The 16507-nt window shown below is 58.1% G+C and carries 22 protein-coding genes; 12 read left to right on the plus strand and 10 right to left on the minus strand.

Annotated elements, in window-relative coordinates:
* Positions 1–103: 103 nt before the first annotated feature.
* On the plus strand, positions 104–1456 hold the full coding sequence (locus tag ACR0I7_RS01575; protein WP_480507751.1) for an MATE family efflux transporter: 1353 nt from the start codon (positions 104–106) through the stop codon (positions 1454–1456).
* Positions 1457–1466: 10 nt separating this feature from the next.
* On the opposite strand, the gene ACR0I7_RS01580 is transcribed toward ACR0I7_RS01575, so the two are convergent.
* A complete protein-coding gene (locus ACR0I7_RS01580; protein ID WP_480507753.1) occupies positions 1467–1868 on the minus strand; it encodes a hypothetical protein in 402 nt (133 codons plus the stop codon).
* A 14-nt stretch (positions 1869–1882) separates the two neighbouring features.
* Positions 1883–3085: a pyridoxal phosphate-dependent aminotransferase gene (locus ACR0I7_RS01585; RefSeq protein ID WP_480507754.1), complete on the minus strand. Its 1203-nt coding sequence runs from the start codon at positions 3083–3085 to the stop codon at positions 1883–1885.
* A 91-nt stretch (positions 3086–3176) separates the two neighbouring features.
* Here ACR0I7_RS01585 and ACR0I7_RS01590 point away from each other — a divergent pair, with 91 nt between their 5' ends.
* The 3 genes from ACR0I7_RS01590 to ACR0I7_RS01600 all read left to right on the plus strand — a co-directional run bounded on the left by ACR0I7_RS01590 (position 3177) and on the right by ACR0I7_RS01600 (position 4398).
* Complete coding sequence (locus tag ACR0I7_RS01590; RefSeq protein WP_480507756.1) at positions 3177–3569, plus strand: helix-turn-helix domain-containing protein; 393 nt, start codon at positions 3177–3179, stop codon at positions 3567–3569.
* Positions 3570–3598: 29 nt separating this feature from the next.
* On the plus strand, positions 3599–3823 hold the full coding sequence (locus tag ACR0I7_RS01595; RefSeq protein ID WP_480507758.1) for a succinate dehydrogenase assembly factor 2: 225 nt from the start codon (positions 3599–3601) through the stop codon (positions 3821–3823).
* A gap of 77 nt (positions 3824–3900) precedes the next feature.
* A complete protein-coding gene (locus tag ACR0I7_RS01600) occupies positions 3901–4398 on the plus strand; it encodes a MarR family winged helix-turn-helix transcriptional regulator (protein ID WP_480507760.1) in 498 nt (165 codons plus the stop codon).
* A gap of 56 nt (positions 4399–4454) precedes the next feature.
* Here the strand turns inward: ACR0I7_RS01600 and ACR0I7_RS01605 are convergent, their stop codons facing one another.
* On the minus strand, positions 4455–4883 hold the full coding sequence (locus ACR0I7_RS01605; RefSeq protein ID WP_480507762.1) for a VOC family protein: 429 nt from the start codon (positions 4881–4883) through the stop codon (positions 4455–4457).
* A gap of 190 nt (positions 4884–5073) precedes the next feature.
* Here ACR0I7_RS01605 and thyX point away from each other — a divergent pair, with 190 nt between their 5' ends.
* Positions 5074–5985 (plus strand): FAD-dependent thymidylate synthase, encoded by a 912-nt coding sequence (gene thyX, locus ACR0I7_RS01610; protein ID WP_480507764.1) that lies wholly within the window; start codon positions 5074–5076, stop codon positions 5983–5985.
* A gap of 360 nt (positions 5986–6345) precedes the next feature.
* Here the strand turns inward: thyX and ACR0I7_RS01615 are convergent, their stop codons facing one another.
* Entirely contained in the window at positions 6346–6552 is a 207-nt protein-coding gene (locus ACR0I7_RS01615) for a cold-shock protein (protein ID WP_008758035.1), read from the minus strand.
* Positions 6553–6767: 215 nt separating this feature from the next.
* Between ACR0I7_RS01615 and ACR0I7_RS01620 the strand changes: the two genes are divergently transcribed.
* Together ACR0I7_RS01620 and ACR0I7_RS01625 are read left to right on the plus strand one after the other, a co-directional pair.
* The gene (locus tag ACR0I7_RS01620) at positions 6768–7085 is read left to right on the plus strand and encodes an ArsC/Spx/MgsR family protein (RefSeq protein WP_480507765.1); all 318 of its coding nucleotides are present in this window, start codon (positions 6768–6770) and stop codon (positions 7083–7085) included.
* A gap of 41 nt (positions 7086–7126) precedes the next feature.
* The gene (locus tag ACR0I7_RS01625) at positions 7127–7495 is read left to right on the plus strand and encodes a hypothetical protein (RefSeq protein WP_480507767.1); all 369 of its coding nucleotides are present in this window, start codon (positions 7127–7129) and stop codon (positions 7493–7495) included.
* A 1-nt stretch (position 7496) separates the two neighbouring features.
* Here ACR0I7_RS01625 and ACR0I7_RS01630 read toward each other — a convergent pair whose 3' ends face one another.
* The 5 genes from ACR0I7_RS01630 to thrS all read right to left on the minus strand — a co-directional run bounded on the left by ACR0I7_RS01630 (position 7497) and on the right by thrS (position 12184).
* A complete protein-coding gene (locus tag ACR0I7_RS01630) occupies positions 7497–8015 on the minus strand; it encodes a hypothetical protein (RefSeq protein ID WP_480507769.1) in 519 nt (172 codons plus the stop codon).
* Positions 8012–8773, minus strand: coding sequence for an HvfC/BufC family peptide modification chaperone (locus ACR0I7_RS01635; RefSeq protein ID WP_480507771.1), 762 nt, complete (start codon positions 8771–8773; stop codon positions 8012–8014). Before ACR0I7_RS01635 ends, ACR0I7_RS01630 begins: the two co-directional genes overlap by 4 nt.
* Complete coding sequence (bufB, locus tag ACR0I7_RS01640) at positions 8770–9627, minus strand: MNIO family bufferin maturase (RefSeq protein WP_480507773.1); 858 nt, start codon at positions 9625–9627, stop codon at positions 8770–8772. Before bufB ends, ACR0I7_RS01635 begins: the two co-directional genes overlap by 4 nt.
* A gap of 74 nt (positions 9628–9701) precedes the next feature.
* A complete protein-coding gene (locus tag ACR0I7_RS01645) occupies positions 9702–10004 on the minus strand; it encodes a BufA1 family periplasmic bufferin-type metallophore (RefSeq protein WP_480507775.1) in 303 nt (100 codons plus the stop codon).
* 221 nt (positions 10005–10225) lie between these two features.
* Positions 10226–12184: a threonine--tRNA ligase gene (thrS, locus tag ACR0I7_RS01650; protein WP_480507777.1), complete on the minus strand. Its 1959-nt coding sequence runs from the start codon at positions 12182–12184 to the stop codon at positions 10226–10228.
* A 215-nt stretch (positions 12185–12399) separates the two neighbouring features.
* On the opposite strand from thrS, the gene ACR0I7_RS01655 reads away from it, so the two are divergent.
* From ACR0I7_RS01655 to ACR0I7_RS01675, 5 genes are all read left to right on the plus strand, one after another.
* The gene (locus tag ACR0I7_RS01655; RefSeq protein WP_480507779.1) at positions 12400–13149 is read left to right on the plus strand and encodes an alpha/beta fold hydrolase; all 750 of its coding nucleotides are present in this window, start codon (positions 12400–12402) and stop codon (positions 13147–13149) included.
* The gene (locus ACR0I7_RS01660; RefSeq protein WP_480507781.1) at positions 13149–14138 is read left to right on the plus strand and encodes an alpha/beta hydrolase; all 990 of its coding nucleotides are present in this window, start codon (positions 13149–13151) and stop codon (positions 14136–14138) included. Before ACR0I7_RS01655 ends, ACR0I7_RS01660 begins: the two co-directional genes overlap by 1 nt.
* 2 nt (positions 14139–14140) lie before the next feature.
* The gene (locus ACR0I7_RS01665) at positions 14141–14566 is read left to right on the plus strand and encodes a VOC family protein (protein WP_480507782.1); all 426 of its coding nucleotides are present in this window, start codon (positions 14141–14143) and stop codon (positions 14564–14566) included.
* Between the two features lie 20 nt (positions 14567–14586).
* Positions 14587–15201 carry a hypothetical protein gene (locus tag ACR0I7_RS01670; RefSeq protein ID WP_480509682.1) on the plus strand — a complete coding sequence of 205 codons (615 nt, stop codon included), beginning with the start codon at positions 14587–14589 and terminating at the stop codon, positions 15199–15201.
* Between the two features lie 74 nt (positions 15202–15275).
* Positions 15276–15986 carry an alpha/beta fold hydrolase gene (locus tag ACR0I7_RS01675; protein ID WP_480507784.1) on the plus strand — a complete coding sequence of 237 codons (711 nt, stop codon included), beginning with the start codon at positions 15276–15278 and terminating at the stop codon, positions 15984–15986.
* On the opposite strand, the gene ACR0I7_RS01680 is transcribed toward ACR0I7_RS01675, so the two are convergent.
* Positions 15983–16474 carry a DUF6151 family protein gene (locus ACR0I7_RS01680; RefSeq protein ID WP_480507786.1) on the minus strand — a complete coding sequence of 164 codons (492 nt, stop codon included), beginning with the start codon at positions 16472–16474 and terminating at the stop codon, positions 15983–15985. The two genes, ACR0I7_RS01675 and ACR0I7_RS01680, sit on opposite strands and share 4 nt — an antisense overlap.
* Between the last annotated feature and the right edge of the window lie 33 nt (positions 16475–16507).

The following is a 16507-nucleotide window of genomic DNA, read 5'->3' on the forward strand; positions in this document are numbered from 1 at the left end:
GGCTAGGTAGCAGCCCATCAGATTCGTCTCATTTTGAAATTAATTTATTCCGGTCTTGCCCCGGAAACGGCCCGAGCCTAAGGCTGTCAGGATGAGCAAGGTGATGACATATCCAGCCCACTTTCGGGCAATTGCGATTCTGGGTCTGCCATTGATCGGTGGCCATCTGGCGCAGTATGCGATCGGTCTGACCGATACCGTCATGCTGGGTTGGTACGGGGTCGAGGCGCTTGCGGCGGTCACGCTGGCCAGCAGCTATTACTTTGTTTTGTTTCTCTTTGGCGCAGGGTTCGGCTGGGCGGTTATGCCGATGGTTGCAACGGCTGCCGCAGAAGAGGATGAAACCAGCATACGCCGATCTACGCGCATGGGCCTGTGGCTCTCGCTGATTTACGCCGCTCTGACGATGCCCCTACTTTGGTGGTCCTATCCGATCCTGATTGCGCTGAAGCAGGAGCACCAGGTGGCACAGACCGCCTCGGAATATCTTCGCGTGGCGGGATGGGGGTTGTTCCCGGCGCTGATCGTTATGGTGCTGAAGTCATATCTCGCCGCGCTTGAGCGGACGCAGATCGTGCTGTGGATCACCGTTGCAGCCGCAGTGGCCAACGGGGTTACAAACTATGCGCTGATTTTCGGCAACTGGGGTGCGCCAGAGCTGGGTGTGATTGGTGCAGCGATTGCGTCTGTCGTAACGCAGATTGTCTCTCTGATTGCCGTTGTGATCTATGTTGTGCGGATCCTGCCCGAACACAGCCTGTTCCAACGTTTCTGGCGACCTGATTGGGAAATGTTCCACAGCGTTCTCAAGCTGGGTGTCCCAATCGGGCTGACCACATTGGCCGAGGTTTCTCTGTTTGCCACTTCGGCGGTTTTGATGGGTTGGTTGGGGCAGGTGCCGCTGGCCGCACACGGGATCGCCCTGAACCTCGCCTCAGCCACTTTTATGGTGCATCTGGGCCTGTCTAACGCGGCCACAATTCGGGCGGGAAACGCGCTGGGGCGAGGGGATCGCACGCATCTTGAACGGGGCGCTGTTGCCGTCACGCTTATGTCCCTTGTGATGTCGGCCGCAACAATTGTGCTGTTTCTGACCTGCGCTGAACCGCTGATCTCACTCTTTATGGAGGCTGATGACCCGCAGCGGCCAGAAATTCTGGCGATCGGTACCGGCCTGCTGGCGATGGCTGCGCTGTTCCAGCTGGTGGACGGGGCGCAGGTGATTGCGCTGGGTTTGCTGCGGGGACTGCAGGATGCCAAGGTCCCGATGGTCATGGCTGCGCTCAGCTATTGGGTCATCGGAATGCCTGCCTCGTACTATTTCGGTTTTGTGCAGGGGATTGGTGGCATTGGTATCTGGCTGGGGCTGGTGCTGGGCCTGGCCTCTGCGGCGGTCCTGTTGATGATCCGCTTTTGGCTGCGATCCGTGCGGCAGGTCGGGGTGCCTGCCGAATAGTCACTGGGGCCTAGCCCTTGCTCAGCCGGTCGGCCTTTTTCCGCACTAGAACCGAGCGCAGGTCATGCATCGCCATCAGTAACCGGTCGGTGACCTCGTCCAGTTGCTCTTCCGTTGCCTTGGATTGCGCCCATTGGGTTGTCAGGTTCAGATAATCGACTGCGCGATGAATGTCGTCGATATCGCGTTTGGCCAAAAGGGCCTTGCGCTCTTCCATCCAGCGCGCGATCTCGGCGCGGTCGGCATCGGACAGCGTGCGCTGTCCGTGTGGTTTGACCTCGCCATTGCGGATATTGATGACGGCAATCTGGTCCATCTCAATACGCCGCTGGCGGTTTTCGGTGTCGATCCTGAAAACTGCCGCGCCATTCTCGCGCACGCGGAAATAATACTCGGGCAGTTGTGTCGACATGGCGGGCCTCGGTCTCAGGTAAGCGCTGCGCAGAAGCGTTGGATGCGGGTGCAGGCTTCTTTCAAAGCCTCATCCGAGGTCGCATAGCTGACCCGGAAATTTGGCGAAAGCCCAAAGGCCGCGCCGAACACCACGGCCACGTCTGCCTCTTCCAGCAGGGCGGTGGCAAATGCCTCGTCATTTTCGATCACCGTACCGGCAGGTGTTGTCTTGCCAATCAGGCCCGCGATGGACGGGTAGACGTAAAACGCCCCCTCAGGCGTTGGGCAGGACATCCCGTCAATCTGGTTCAGCATGTCGACAACAAGATCCCGGCGGCCCTTGAACAGTTCGCTGTTCGGGGCCAGAAAGTCCTGCGTTCCGTTCAGTGCTTCGACCGCAGCCCATTGGCTGATCGAACAGGGGTTGGAGGTCGATTGCGACTGTATCTTGCGCATCGCCGCGATAAGCTCGACGGGCCCCGCCGCATAGCCAATGCGCCAACCGGTCATGGCGTAAGCTTTCGAGACGCCGTTGCAGGTCAGCGTACGGTCATACAGGCTGCGCTCGATCTCGGCGGGGGTGCAGAATTCGAACCCGTCATAGGCCAGATGCTCATACATGTCGTCCGACATGATCCACACATGCGGATGACGGGCCAGGACATCTGTCAGCGCCTTGAGCTCGTTGCGGCTGTATCCGGCGCCCGTCGGGTTCGAGGGCGAGTTAAAGATGAACCACTTGGTCCTCGGTGTGATGGCTGCCTCAAGCTGCTCGGCCGTCAGCTTGAAGCTGTTATCGAGGCTGGTCTCAACCACAACCGGCGTACCACCGGCCAGCAGGACCATATCGGGATAGCTGACCCAATAGGGGGCGGGGATGATAACTTCGTCCCCGTCGTTCAACGTTGCCATCAGCGCGTTATAAAGCGTCTGCTTGCCACCGGTGCCGACTGAGATCTGCGCCGGAGTATAGTCCAGCCCATGGTCGCGCTTCATCTTGGCGCAGACCGCCTGTTTCAGCTCGGGGATGCCATCGGGCGCGGTATATTTGGTCTTGCCCGCAGTGATTGCTGCAACGGCTGCGTCTTTGATGTTCTGCGGTGTGTCGAAATCCGGCTCGCCCGCGCTCAGGCCGATGACGTTGCGGCCCGCGGCCTTCAGCTCGGCCGCTTTGGCGGTCATTGCGATGGTGGGCGAGGGTTTGACGCGCGACAGTGTCGCAGACAGGAAACTCATTTGCAGCCTCGGTTTGTATGTTCAGCGCGACTGTCATAGGGTGCGCCCGAATGACGATCAAGCGATATAAAACAGAGAACTGGAGACCTCGATGAACGATCAGGACGACTGGTATGGACCAGACGCTGCGACCTTCGGGGATCGACTGGCGGGTGCGCGCGAGGCCTCGGGAATGACACAGGCGCAAATGGCGCGTCGCCTTGGCGTAAAAAAGGCGACAATCGCCGCTTGGGAGAATGACCTGTCCGAGCCACGCGCAAATCGTCTGTCTATTATGGCCGGTATGGTGAATGTCTCGATCAAATGGCTGCTGACCGGAGAAGGAGAGGGCATGGATGCCCCTCAGGAGATGGTCGACGGCGCGTCAGAGCTGTCTGATATCGCTGCAGAGCTGCGCGCCATCCGTGGAGAGATGCGCGCCAGTGCCGAACGGGCCGCCCGGCTGGAGAAAAAGATACGCTTGATGCTGGAGCAACCGCAGTGACCGAGCCTCGTGATGTTCGGATAAAACGGATGAAAATGCGTTCGATGCGGCGGGGGATCAAGGAAATGGATTTGATCCTCAGCGCCTTTGCCGATCGCAATCTGGCGTCGATGGATCAGGATGGTCTGGATACCTATGATGCGTTGCTGCAAGAGAATGATCAGGACCTGTATCAATGGGTCACCGGACAGACCGAACCGCCGGCAGTGCTGGCCGCGCTGATTGCTGACATCGCGCAGACCTTTCAGAAGTAATGAAAAAAGCTGCTTAACCGATTTTTCGGAAATTCGCGTCATGTTGCCCTGAACAGCGCGATGAATCGGAGGATTGGATGAGTATGGAAATGCAGGTCCCCGCCCCTGGGGCGAAGATGTTCATGACCAGCTATCTGGAAGCATTGGCGCTGGTGGAACGGCTGCATCGACTGCTTTTGGATGTCATCAAAGATGAATTCGAGCGCGTCGGAGTGCTGGAAATCAACGCCGTTCAGGCCTTGCTGCTGTTCAACATCGGCGATCATGAGGTAACCGCAGGCGAGCTAAAGAGCCGGGGCTACTATCAGGGCAGCAATGTCAGCTATAACCTAAAAAAGCTGGTCGAAATGGGGTATATGCATCACCAGAGATGCGAGATCGATCGCCGCTCGGTTCGGGTGCGTTTAACTGCTCAGGGGCGCGAGATTCGCGATGTCGTGTCGGATCTGTTCGCCCGGCACGCGGAAGGGCTGCAGAACAGGGGTGTTATTGGCGCCGAGGGCATTGAGGATATCACCAATTCTCTGCGTCGTGTCGAACGGTATTGGACAGATCAGATCCGCTATATCTATTGACGGTACGAAGGTGAGGCCATGCGGTGAAGCAGGCCCCGCCGTCGCGGTTGTATCGCTCACCAGTGGCCCGTGCTCTCCATGCTTGACCATGGTTCAGCGGGGGCGAGGGCTTCGCCGTTCTGCAGCAACTCGATTGAAATGTTATCAGGCGAACGTATGAACGCCATCCGGCCATCCCGTGGAGGGCGATTGATGACGACGCCGTTATCCTGCAAATGCTGACAGGTCTCATGGATATTGTCGACGCCATAGGCCAGATGCCCAAAGTGGCGGCTGTCGCTGGGCAGTGCATCATCGCCATCCCAGTTGTATGTCAGCTCCAACGGCGCATCTTCCTGTCCGGGGGGCGCAAGAAAAACCAATGTAAACCGGCCAGATTCGCTTTCATATCGGCGGGTTTCTTTCAGCCCCAGCAATTCGTAAAACGCCATGGATTTCTCAAGGTCTTTCACGCGCACCATGGTGTGAAGGTAAGTCAGACCCATTACGGCTTTCCTCTCGTTCTCTGTGATGAGGCGCAGCTTAGCGCTCAGATGAGGCATGTCGAGGGGTAGGTGAACATACCCCTCCACATATCCAAAGTGGAATATGTTTGAGGCCCTTGATATCGCGGTTCCGGTGGACGCAAGGGCGAGATATAGTGGCAACCGACTCATTACAGAAGAGGATACTTCCATGCCGCTGTCTTCCGACCAAATGGCCGAGATCGAGGCGCAACGCGCGCAATCGCAAGCAACCCGCCGCGTCGTTTCCGCTGGTATGGAAGACCATCTTTACAAGGCCCATCAAGTGCTGGATCACGGCTTTGTCCGCGTTATCGACTATATGGGCGATGATGCAGCGATCTGTCAGGCGGCGCGGGTGTCGTATGGTAAGGGCACCAAATCCGTGCAGAACGATGAGGGGTTGATCCGCTATCTTATGCGTCACTGGCATTCCACGCCGTTCGAAATGTGCGAGGTCAAGCTGCACGTCAAGCTTCCGGTCTTTGTCGCCCGGCAATGGATTCGCCACCGCACCGCCAACGTGAACGAGTACTCCGCGCGGTATTCGATCCTTGATCGCGAATTCTATATCCCCGCGCCCGAACATGTTGCGGCGCAATCCGAGGTGAACAATCAGGGCCGCGGCGATGCATTGGAAGGGGAAGAGGCCGCGCGCGTGTTGGAGATGCTCAAGGCCGACAGCACCCGGTGCTATGACAACTACGAGGCGATGATCAGTCAGGACGGCCAGCAGGGGTTGGCACGCGAATTGGCGCGGATGAACCTGCCGGCAAATGTATACACGCAATGGTACTGGAAGGTCGATTTGCACAACCTGTTCCACTTCCTGCGGTTGCGGGCGGATCCACATGCGCAATACGAAATTCGGGTCTATGCCGAAACCATGTGCCGGATCGCGGCTGACTGGGTGCCCTTCGCATACCGGGCGTTCGAAGATTATCGCCTTGGCGCGGTGAACCTGTCTGCGCAGATGGTCGATTCGCTGCGGCGCATGTTGAAGGGCGAGGCGGTCACGCAGGACAATTCAGGCATGACTGCGCGTGAGTGGCGGGAATTCGAGGCCATCATCCGCGAGGGTTGAAGTCCCGCGACTACAATCGTCGATACATGTCATGATGGGTGTGATGCCGTGAAAGGCATGCCCCGTTCGGCCTTTATTCAATATGTGGGTAGCCCGTCAGGGGCAGATCACGTCATTCATCGCGGAAGCAATCTGTGATCAACAGGCCGGTAAGAAGCGTCTTATTAGCCGCGCATACGGCAATCAGACGCTAGCAATAACCTGACCAGTGAGCCGCATTGTCTTGTGTGATGGGAAAAAACCAAAAGACCCATGCCAAAATGACCCGGCACGGGAAGTGGTGGTGGTCTCAGCTGGTTGGTTAACGGCCGGAAATTGGCCGCTAACCTTCTTTGACTTACCCGCCTGGGCGGGATTTTACTAAAGCGGCTTCAAATCTGCCGCCATCTGGCGGCCGTCACGTCCGTCCTGCAACTCGTACGAGACTTTTTGATTGTCAGCGAGTCCGGTCAGACCCGAACGCTCTACGGCCGAGATATGAACAAACACATCTTTGCCCCCTTCATCAGGAGCAATAAAACCATAGCCTTTGGTCGTGTTAAACCACTTCACGGTGCCGGTTGGCATTTCCCGTGTCTCCTTCTACTTTCAAGTCACCCCAAAATAATTGCCGGGGCTGCGGCTGACGAAATCGCAACGCAGGACAGTTTCGCGATACGAGACGGCCCATTTTGCGTGTTTCGCCTTTTTCAACATTGCACGGTGAAGTAAAAAATCAAGAATAACCGGGGTAAGCGTATAGTTTTGCCCGATTTTATAGAACTGTCGGGAGAAGCTCAGGCATGAACCTTTATGGCCTTAAGACTTGCGATACCTGTCGCAAGGCATTGAAATCAATTGAAGATGCGAAGTTTGTTGACGTCCGGGCGCAGGGCGTGCCAGCGTCAGTGCTGTCTCAGGCCTATGATCGCTTCGGCAAAGCTTTGCTCAATACCCGGTCCACAACCTGGCGTGGTTTGGCCGAAGAAGAGCGCGCGCGCCCCGTGCTCGAGCTGCTGCAAGACCATCCCACGCTGATGAAGCGGCCGCTGATTGACAGGGATGGGGACTTGTTCCTCGGCTGGACTGAGGAAACACGCGCGGGTCTTGGCGCAGATTGATCGGATACTTATCTGCACTATCCTAACTGCGGAGATTTTGAATGCGTAACGCTGCCATGATTTTGGGGATCGTATCCGGGTTGATCGGTATGTTGATCGGATTTTTCGGATACGGGTATGTCGAGGCGATCAAACACTTTGGTGAGTTCGAGGGGATTGCCGAGCAGGTCAACAATCCGGCGCTGATTCAGACCGTGTCCATTGCCGCGCCTTTGCTGGCGATAACGGGAGGGGCGATGGCCCATGCACGGGCGCTGATCGCAGGCGTTCTTTTGGTGATTTCGGCGGCCGGGATGTACTATGCGTTTGGGTTTGGTGTGTTCACCATGTTCCCGATCGTCTTTGCCGGAGTGGCAGGCGTTCTTGGGCTCGCCGCGGGAAAACCGGACGAGCCCAAGGCCCATTTCTAGGTCATTTCAAGCGCAGAACGCGATCCAGCGATAGCGGGCCTGCGCCATTGATTGCGATGACAAGGAACAGGAAGGTCCACATCACACGCTGATCCATTAGGGTGACCGCGTTGTCGAACAAACTACCCAGCTTCACGCCGTGACCAGTGACATCAACCAGCGTCTGAACCCAGACAAACCCGATCATGCCGACTGCGGCAAGGCGGGTCAGCAGGCCGACCAGCAGCAAGGCTGGTAGGACAAACTCGGCAACAGTGCCCAGGAAGATGACGATGCGCTGAAACAGCGTCATCTGGGTGACATCATACAGGACAGCCTCGGCAGCCTTGGGGAAGATCTGCCCAAAGGCGCCGGCGGATGGCGAAAAGATCGATCCATCGATCTTCAGCATGGCCGAGTTCCAGTAATAGACCAGCAAGACTGCGACAAACACCAGTCGGGCCAACGTGGGCGTCAGCCAGTTGGAGGCATGATCCAGCTTGCCAAGGGCGTTGTTGTGGAATGAGATCAGGGCAGTCATGTGTCCAGCCTTTCGATAGTCACGGAGGTTATTGCACCGCCTTGCAAAAGCAGGGCCAGAGTGGTGCCAAGGTCAAAATCGGGGGTATCTGCTGCGGTGCTTTCATAGGCCTCACCAATGGACTTCCCAGTCTGGAGTTGGGAAATCCAATAGGCCCCTCCCGGTGGCAGGAGGTTTGGTACCGGATCAAACTCGGTACGTGTAATTAGCACGTCCTGCGCCCCGGGTTCAGGTTTGGGCGCGTCCGCTTCGCTGTTGAACCGCCAGATGGCGTGGATCGGCCAATGTGACGAAACCACCTGCATCGACGGTGCAAAGGACAGCCGGGCTTGCATCAGGTCTTCGGGCGGTAAGGCAAGCGCATCGGCATCAATCGGCTGGCTGTCAGCTGCATGATACGAGGTGCGCAGGGCCAGTTCCAGCCGCGCAACATCGGGCAGGTATCCCAGATGGGCCAGTTGTTCCATCCCGGCCAGAAAGGTGGGGAACTCGGAACCATAAAACATCATCAGCGGCGACGAGGGCGGATGCTGGCGCAGGAACATTCCGGCAAGGCCGTCCATATTCTGCGGGCCCAGCAATTTGGTAATAACCGGAAAAGCCTGATGCATCGCCTCGGTTAGCGAAACGGCAACGTTGTTGCGGTAGACGCTGAACCGCCTGCCCGCAGGCTGAGCCGCAGAATCCTGCAACCCGTCGGGAACAGGTTTGGCCGCATCCAGAAGGGCGGCGTGAAAGACGGATTGCGAAACGCTCATGCGGGAACCCGATCCAAAGCGGCCTGTGCCCGAACGGCTTCTTCGCGAAGAACCGGCCAGTCAGGGACGTCCGTGTCCCATTCGACCAAAACAGGTTTCGGGCCCGAACGATCCAGCACATAATCCAGCAGAGCCCAGACCGGGTCTACGACCTCGCGACCGTGGCTGTCGATCAGCAGCGGTTGCCCGTGGTCATCTTCGTCCTCGTCATGGCCGCCAAGGTGGATCTCACCAACTTTGTCCAGCGGGTAGGCATCGATGTATTCCTGCGGCGAATACTTCAGGTTTGTGGCCGAAACGAAGACGTTGTTCACATCCAGCAACAAACCACACCCAGTGCGCCGCGAGATTTCCTTGAGGAAAACGGGCTCGGGCCAGGTGCTTTCTTCAAAAGCGAGGTAGCTGGAAGGGTTCTCTAACAGCATTTGCCGTCCCACTGTGCTCTGCACCTCATCGATATGCGCGCAGACACGCTCCAGCGTCGCGTCCGTATAGGGCAGCGGCAGCAGGTCGTTCATGAATTGGGTCTCGTGCGTGGACCACGCCAGATGCTCGGAAAAACTGGCTGGGTCCAACCAGCTCACCAGATGCTTCAGCCGTGCTAGATGGTCCTTGTCCAGCGGCCCTTCGCCGCCGATCGACAGGCCAACCCCGTGGACAGAAATGGGAAACTCTTCGGATAGATGGCGTAGCTGCGCCAACGGGCGACCGCCATTACCCATGTAGTTTTCAGCGTGGATTTCCAGCCACGCGACGGGTTTTGCCTGCTCGAGAATCTGCGCAAAATGCTGAGGTTTGTATCCCACACCCGGTGCTGCGGGCAGGCGGTTCGACCTGAGTGCATTGTCCAGCATTTGCCAACTCCTTGATAGCAACAAAGAGGGCGGGCGATATCAAAAAGCCCGCCCTCTTATTCATGCAGCGGCTCTTATGCCGGCAGATCGCGTTCCAGCGGCTCAAGCGATCCTTTGCGTGCTGCGCCGTTTGCTTCGGCGGGCAGTTCGATCGAACCACAGGTGCCTGCGTCAACCAGAGTCCATGCGTTGCCCTGATAGTCTACGGTTGATGTGCCCGCACAGGTGGTGCCGGGACCGGCTGCGCAATCGTTTTGACCGGCCAGCGAAACGCCATAGCATTTCTCTTTTGCCTGTGCGCTTGCAGTTGTGGCTGCGCCGGAAACGGCGGCGGCAACGGCGCTTGCGATGACCAGGGTTTTTGCAGTGTTCGACATCTCGGTAATCCTTTTAATGACTGCGTATGTCTGCTTGTGACAATGACAAAGGTAGTAGCTTAATCTGCTCAGTTGAATTCACGAGCCCGTGTCTCACAAGCGTGTCAAAGGGCGTAATGCCCCCTTGAAGCATAACGAATTGTTTTTGAAATGAAATATGGAATTTGTTTCAATCCGGCCCGCAGATCGGGGCCGGATTCCCGGCAATGAACTGCCTAATGTTACAGCAAATCTGGTGGCGTTGCCGCCTGGCTGAGCTCAATTGTTACAGCCTCAAGCGATTGAACCTGCGTTTGTTTTTCACCCAGACGCCGGACGGTCACGGTACGTTCCTCGACCTCGCGATGGCCGACGGCCAAAATAACCGGAACTTTGCCCACCGAATGCTCGCGGACCTTGTAGTTGATCTTTTCGTTGCGGATGTCTGCCTCGGCGCGAATGCCAGCAGCTTTGAGCGTTTCGACAACTTCCATGACATAGTCGTCCGCCTCGGAGGTGATCGAGGCGACCACGACCTGACGCGGAGCCAGCCAGAAGGGCAGCTTGCCTGCGTGTTCTTCGATCAGAATCCCGATGAAACGCTCGAACGATCCAAGGCAGGCGCGGTGCAGCATGACGGGGCGATGTTTCGCGCCATCTGCGCCGATATAGGTGGCATCCAGTCGTTCAGGCAGAACAAAATCCACCTGGAATGTGCCACATTGCCAGTCGCGGCCTATCGCGTCTGTTAGAACAAATTCCAGCTTCGGTCCATAGAACGCACCTTCGCCGGGGTTCAGTTCCGGTTCGACACCTGCGGCGCGAGTCGCCGTCAGCAGTGCGTCTTCCGCGCGATCCCAGACCTCATCCGATCCAGCGCGTTGATCCGGGCGGTCCGAGAATTTGACCTTGAAGCTGTCAAATCCGAGATCCTTGTAGACTTCAGTCAGGAAGCCAATGAAGCGTGCGCATTCATCGCCTATCTGATCTTCGGTCGAGAAGATATGCGCATCATCCTGTGCAAAGCCGCGCACCCGCATGATGCCATGCAACGCGCCCGACGGCTCGTACCGCGCGCAGGAGCCAAACTCGGCCATGCGCAGCGGCAAGTCGCGATAAGATTTCAGGCCCTGCTTGAAGATTTCCACGTGGCAGGGACAGTTCATCGGCTTGAGTGCGTTCACCGCCTTTTCGCGGGCATGTTCCTCGTCGACTTCGACAATGAACATATTCTCTTGATATTTGTCCCAGTGGCCTGAGCGTTCCCATAGCTTGCGATCCACCACCTGCGGCGTGTTCACCTCGACATAGCCGCCGCGATGCTGCGCGCGTCGCATGTAGTCCTGCAATTGGGTGTAGATGGTCCAGCCGTTGGGGTGCCAGAAAATCTGACCCGGGGCCTCTTCCTGCATATGGAACAGATCCATCTCGCGGCCCAGCTTGCGGTGGTCGCGTTTGGCGGCTTCTTCCAGCATATGCAGGTGCGCCTTGAGCTTTTCTTTGCCGGTGAAGGCCACACCATAGATGCGTTGCAGCATCGCGCGATCGCTGTCGCCGCGCCAATAGGCGCCAGCGATGGACATCAGCTTGAACGCGTCGCCCGGAACCTGGCCGGTGTGCTGCAGATGCGGGCCGCGGCACAGGTCCTGCCAGTCACCGTGCCAGTACATGCGCAGCGGTTCATCGCCCGGAATGGCGTCGATCAGCTCGACCTTATAGGGCTCGTTGTTCTGTGTGTAGAAATCAACCGCGCGCTGACGATCCCAAACCTCGGTGGTCACGGGCTCGCGCTTGTTGATGATTTCTTTCATCTTTTTCTCGATCTTCCCGAGGTCTTCGGGTGTGAACGGCTCGGCCCGGTCGAAATCGTAATACCAGCCATTGTCGATCACAGGGCCGATTGTGACTTTGGTGTCAGGCCAGATCTCTTGCACCGCGCGGGCCATGATATGCGCCAGATCGTGGCGGATCAGCTCATTGGCCTGCACCTCATCCTTCATGGTGTGGATGGCGATCTGCGCGTCAGCTTCGATGGGCCATTGCAGGTCCCAGTGCTGGCCGTTCACAGTGGCCGAGATGGCCTTTTTCGCCAGTGAGGTAGAGATATCGGCAGCGACCTGCGCGGGCGTGATGCCTGCGTCATAGGATCGGGAATTGCCATCGGGAAAAGTAAGGGAGACTGACTGTGAGTCCAGGGCCATATCGGCTCTCCTCGTCGGTTTGGCGCCCACTGAACGCCCGGTTGCGGGTTATTTGCGTTTGGCTGATGTGGCAGGTGTGTCTGTATGTGTCAAGGGCGGGTGCGTGGGGGCATCCGGTCACGCTCTGCGCGATATTTTTCGGTCAGATGGCGGGTATCCCGGAATTGCACTTGGGGGTGGGGCGTGCATGATGCGGGAAAGAATAAGAGGGTTTCATGGCAGCGACGGATTTTCTGGAGACAGCACAGGGCAGGCGGCTGGCCTATCACAAGACTGACGGAGCCGGGCCAACAGTAGTTTTTCTTGGCGGGCTTAAATCGGATATGGAAGGCACCAAGGCTGTGCATCTCGAGGCCTGGGCGCAAGCGCGCGGGCAGGGGTATCTGCGGTTTGACTATTCGGGGCATGGGGAAAGCTCGGGCACGTTTGCCGATGGCTGTATCGGGGACTGGCACGAAGATACCGTGGCCGCCATCACAGCGCTCACGGATGGGCCGCTGATTGTTGTTGGGTCGTCCATGGGCGGTTGGCAGGCGCTTTTGCTGACGCGGGCGATGCCTGAACGGATCGCCGGTCTGATCACAATCGCCGCCGCACCCGATTTCACCGAGGATGGGTATTGGACTTCGTTCACGGATCAGCAGAAACAAGCGTTGGAAAGCGTGGGCCATGTTGAGTTGCCATCGGATTACATGGAGCCCTACATCGTTACCAAGCGCATGATCGAAGATGGGCGTCAGCACCTTGTTCTGCGTCAGGCTTTGCCACTGCCTTTTCCCGTTCGTTTCCTGCAAGGAACGGCAGATACTGCAGTATCGACCGAAACCGCGATCCGATTGCTGGAACATGCGGACGGGGCAGACATGCGGTTGCTGCTGGTGAAGGATGCGGATCACCGGTTTTCTGACGGGCCGTGTCTGGAGCTGATCGAAAACGCGGTTCTTGATGTACTGGGGGAACAGTGATGCAACGCCTTGGGTGGTTTCTGGGTCGTCTTCTGCTGGTTTTGATCATTGTTGGCGGGCTGGTCTATTGGTTCGGACCGCGCGAAGAGGTCGATCTGAACCCGACCTTTGATCCGAAGAAATTCGGCGAAGGCGTGCAGGTTTATTTCGAAAGCACCGAGTCCGCTTATGATGACATCACGCCGGGCGTTGAAAAGCGCGTCATCTGGCAGGAAGGGTTCGAAGAGCAGCGCACACCCGTATCGGTTCTCTATGTCCACGGGTTTTCTGCCTCGTCCGAAGAGATTCGACCGGTGCCGGACCATGTCGCGGACGCGCTGGGGGCCAATCTGGTCTATACCCGCCTGCAAGGGCACGGTCGGAGTGGCGCGGCAATGGCCGAGGGAACCGCATCGGGCTGGATGCGCGATCTCGCCGAGGGGCTGGCCGCAGCCCGCGCCGTGGGTGACAAGGTTATTGTCATCTCAACCTCGACAGGGGGTACCCTGACAGCAGCGGCAGCGCTGGATGTTGATCTGAGCAAAGACGTGGCCGGCATGGTGTTTGTCTCACCTAACTTTGGCGTCAACACGCCGGCCGCCTGGGCGCCGGGGCTGCCTTGGGCCAGACTATGGCTGCCGGTTCTGATGGGGCAGGAGCGGGACGTATCTGGCCCTGACCCGGAGAAAGAGAAATACTGGTCCACGGTTTATCCGTGGGAAGCCGTTGTGCCCATGACAGCATTGGTCGAGACGGTCTATGTGCAGGACTTCTCGCAAGCCGGTATTCCGGCATTGTTCTGGTTTTCCGACGATGATCAGGTGGTGCGCCCGGACCGGACACATGCTGTGGCCAACGCCTGGGGGGGGCCTGCAACGGTTGAGCTGGTGACGATGGGCCCCGAAGATGACCCGTCCTCGCACGTGGTGGCAGGGCGCCTGATGTCGCCCGGACAGACCGACGCCGCGGTTGCGGGCATTTTGGCGTGGCTCAAGGAACAAGGGATTTAGAGATGGAACAACGTGTCAGTCTGATTACTGTTGGGGTGGACGATCCAGAGCAGGCCGCCGGGTTTTATGAACAGCTGGGATGGCAGCGGGTCGACAGCCCGGATGGTGTCATTGCGTTTGATCTGATCGGGCAGACGCTGGGTCTCTATCCCCTTTCTGCTCTGGCCGATGAGATTGGTGTAGAGGCCGCGACCCTGGGTCGTGGTGCGCTGACGCTCAGCCATAATTGCCGCGCAAAAGACGAGGTCGCCGCGCTGCTGGACAAAGCCGCGCAGGCGGGTGCGGATGTTCTGAAACCGGCCTCTGATGTCTTTTGGGGCGGGCATCACGGGTATTTTCGCGCACCTGACGGCACGATCTGGGAGGTTGCGTTCAATCCCTTCTCAAAGCTCGGGCCCGATGGGGCCTTTCGCTGGAACGGGTACTGAACATGCGCAAACCGGGCAGCATGTGGAGCCTTGAGACTCTTGGCCGCGTGCGCTTGTCCCGGCATTTTTTTATGCGTGACTTTCTGTACTCCGAGATCGGCAATTTCCACCAACAACAGAACATCCCCGAAAATCCCGATCTGGCGATCGAAACGGGGCGGGCGTTCTGCGAAACCTTGTTGGATCCGTTGGAAGAGACCTTTGGCCGGGTCGCCGTGCGTTCCGGGTATCGCTCACCCTCGCTCAATCATTTCGGCAATGAGAACAGGCTGAATTGCGCCCGCAATGACAACCCGCTGGAGTGCCACATCTGGGATATTGGGCAGGGTGACGACAGGGTCGCCGGGGCGTCGATTGTGATCCCGTGGTTTGCAGATCAATACGCCACGGGCCGCGATTGGCGTGATCTTGCCTGGTGGATGCATGATCATCTGGACTATTCCGAGATATGGTTTTTCCCCAAACTCTGCGCCTTTAATCTGGTTTGGAGACCGGTTCCAAGGCGCCGGATTGACAGCTATATCGCACCGCGCGGCAATTTGCTGCGCGCTGGAGAAGAGCCGGCTGAGGCGCTTTCTGACAGGCAAACCCGCTACGCTGATTTCCCTAAGTTCCGCGCCATCCGGTATCCCTGAACTTTCGCTTGCCCGCGTCAGGCAAACCTTTCATCCTGAGCCAAAACGGGAACCCGAGCAGATGGAGGCCCCGGATGATCGAGCCACTGGTGTTTTTGCCGGGTTTGATGTGTGATGCCCGACTGTTTCGGGCCCAGACAGAATTGTTGTCTCAGGACAGGGCGGTGACCGTTGCCCCGGTAACATTGGGGGAGCGCATTGAAGAGATCGCCTCGGCCCTGTTGGACCAGCTGCCGCATCGGTTTGCGCTGGTGGGCCACAGCATGGGTGGCGTTGTCGCGCTAGAGCTTGCCCGTCGCGCGCCGGATCGTGTTACACGCCTGTGCCTGATGGCAACTGATGCACAGGCGGATACCCCTCAGATGGCCGCCGCCCGCGAAGAGCTGATCGTTGGCGCACAGGCCGGGCGGCTGGACGATATGATGCGCAAGATTGTCGGCTCCGACGCGCTGGCGCCGGGGCCGCAGCGTATTCCCATCCTGAACGAGCTGCTAAAAAATGCGGTTGATCTGGGGCCGGATGTCTTTGTCCGCCAGATGCGCGCCCTGCAACGCCGCCCCGATCAGCAAAGCGCCCTGTGCCGCATTCGGGCGCGCAGTTTGATCCTGTGCGGTGCACATGACACGCTGGTGCCGGTCAGAAAACACACCTTCATGGCGGAACTGATCCCCGAGGCAGAACTGCTGGTGATTGACGCCGCAGGCCATCTGCCAACACTGGAGACGCCGAACAAGGTTTCTGAGGCCTTGCGGAATTGGCTGCAACAGCCGCTCAGGCTGCTTTAGTCATACAGGTTTGCCCGCTCGGCTTTCGAAATCACATGTGGAGCCGCAACGGACTGGCCTGTCTGTGCATCAAAAAACGGGGTCTGCCGCCAACTGCCGGTCAGCCGCGACCTGAGCACGCGCTTGAGCAGACCAACCGCGGCAAAGCGCAGTTTTTCATGCTTTTGTTTACCATCCGGCTGCGGAACGAAACCTCGCGTCGTGACGGGGCCAAGGCGATCAGTGTCGGTGATCCGTTTCGAAATGAAGCCGGCGAACGGGAATTTGGGCGTTGCAGGAGTGGTCGCCAGCGGCGCATTGCAGCAATTAGCATACCAGCGCAACATCCCCTTGGGGCTGAGTTGCATGACTGCCAGATGCTCAGAGCCTTGGGTGATCCGAATTGCCTCGGGGCTCATCTGAAAAACATCGACGGGTCTTGGGGGCCGGGTCAGGTTGATTGAAATACAGCTGGGCGGCACGGCAGTCGTGGCAATAGCATACCACATGGGTGCCGCTTGTAACTCCGGGTCCTGAAATCT

This window comes from Ruegeria sp. AM1, from assembly GCF_056540745.1.